This window comes from Streptomyces sp. NPDC059900, from assembly GCF_050270335.1.
GTDB lineage: Bacteria > Actinomycetota > Actinomycetes > Streptomycetales > Streptomycetaceae > Streptomyces.
In genome coordinates, this window is record NZ_JBNNJZ010001015.1 from 1 (window position 1) to 1,708 (window position 1,708).

Genomic DNA, 1,708 nt, shown 5'->3' on the forward strand with positions numbered 1-1,708 from the left:
GCACAGGGCGTTGACGATCATCAGGAAGCCGACCGTCGGCAACAGGTCCTTCGGTGGGATCTTGATGTGCTCGGCGAGCAGGAACATGTTGTACGTCAGGACGATGAAGTAGCCCAGCATGACGCCCAGGCGCGAGAGGAACGCCCAGCCGAAGTCGGGGTGCTTGCGGGGACTGACCCAGAAGTTGGCGAGGAAGGTCCTGAAGGAGAAGGGCTTGCGGGGCAGGGCGCGCGCGTCGCGGTCCGGCGAGACGAGCACGAAGATGACGGCGGCCGCGACGACGGCCAGCGCGATCAGGTAGTACCCCTTCTCCCCGGCGAACCGGCCGCCGAAGCCGCCGATCACTCCGTCCAGGCCGAACTTGGCGCCCGGCACCCCGCCGATCACCAGTGCCGCGGCGATCGTGCCGAGCGGTATGCCAAGGCCCACCAGCGCGGAGAAGGTGCCGTACTTGGCGGGCGGCACCCGGTCGGGCAGCGTGGCCGTCAGCGCGGCCTGGTAGCCGTTCATGATGAACTGCACCACGCCCCAGCTCAGTCCGAGCATGGCGATGCTCGCGGCGTGGGCCTGTGCCACCAGGGCCAGGGCGCCGAGGCAGGCGCAGAGCAGGATCCAGGGGGCGCGGCGGCCGAGCCGGGAGCGGGTGCGGTCGGAGAGCTGTCCGAAGACCGGGTTTCCCACGGTCGCCAGGACGGCGCCGATGGTGCTGGCGGTGGACAGGGCGGCGGTGTCGTTCGTGCCGGTGATGCGCGCGACGTGGAGGGGGAGCAGGAAGCTGCCCACGCCGAACCAGAGCAGGTACAGGGCGATGTTGGCGACCGGCAGCGTGAGGTAGAGCAGGCGCAGGCGTGTGGTGACGACGGGCGCGTCGACGGCCGCGCCCGCGTCATCTGCCGCGGTGGCTGCGGGCGCGTCTGCAGGAAGTGAATGGCTCATGAGGGCCCCTTGGAAGGCGATGCCTAAGAGAACGGGACGCGTCTGGGGGCACGCGTTCCGCAGGAGCGTAGATGACACGTGTAAGCGTGGGAAGGTGTCGCACGGCCCGCGATGGTTTCGTTACTTAAGGCGGGAGCGGGCCCGTATCGGGAAACGTGTTGAGGAGTTGAAGGCGCGACGGGGGGTGAAGTCCGGCGAGGTCAGGCGGGGTCAGGCGGATTCGCGTACGACGAGCCGTGCGCGGAGCATGTCGTGGGACTCCGGCGGCGTTTCGGGGGCGCCGATGAGCCGGTCGATCAGCCCGGCGATCTCACGCGAGGGCATGTAGGCCAGACGCACGGTCGTGAGCCGGGGGCGGAGCAGCCGGCCGATCAGCAGATCGTCCGCGCCCACGACCGCGATGTCCTGCGGCACCCGCACCCCGGTGTCCAGCAGCGCGCGCACGGCCAGCGCGGCGTATTCGTCGTTGTACGCGAACAGCCCGTCGACCCCGTCCGCCGCGCACCGCCGGGCCCAGCTCGGGCCCGCTTCCTCGTCCAGGGCGAGGTCCTGACGTACGACACTGCCCGCGCCGTGGGCCCGCACGGCCCGCTCGGCGCCGGCCAGCCGGGGCTCGGCGAAGCCGCGCAGCGAGGAGTCGGCGGGCATGACCACACCCAGGGTCCTGCGGCCGGTCGCCAGCAGATGGCTCGCCGCGTAGAAGCCGACCAGCTCCTCGTCGGTGACCAGGGCATGGGCGCCGGCGACCGGCGCGGGGCCGAGACCGAGGCTG

At 71.1% G+C, this 1,708-nt stretch carries 2 protein-coding genes; both read right to left on the minus strand.

The annotated features are described in order from the left end of the window. Positions 1 to 936 (minus strand): MFS transporter (locus tag ACQKIP_RS46765; RefSeq protein WP_427745795.1); only part of this gene is annotated, 936 nt, incomplete at its 3' end. 210 nt (positions 937 to 1,146) lie between these two features. Continuing rightward, a partial coding sequence (locus ACQKIP_RS46770) for a substrate-binding domain-containing protein (RefSeq protein WP_427745796.1) occupies positions 1,147 to 1,708 on the minus strand: 562 nt, incomplete at its 5' end.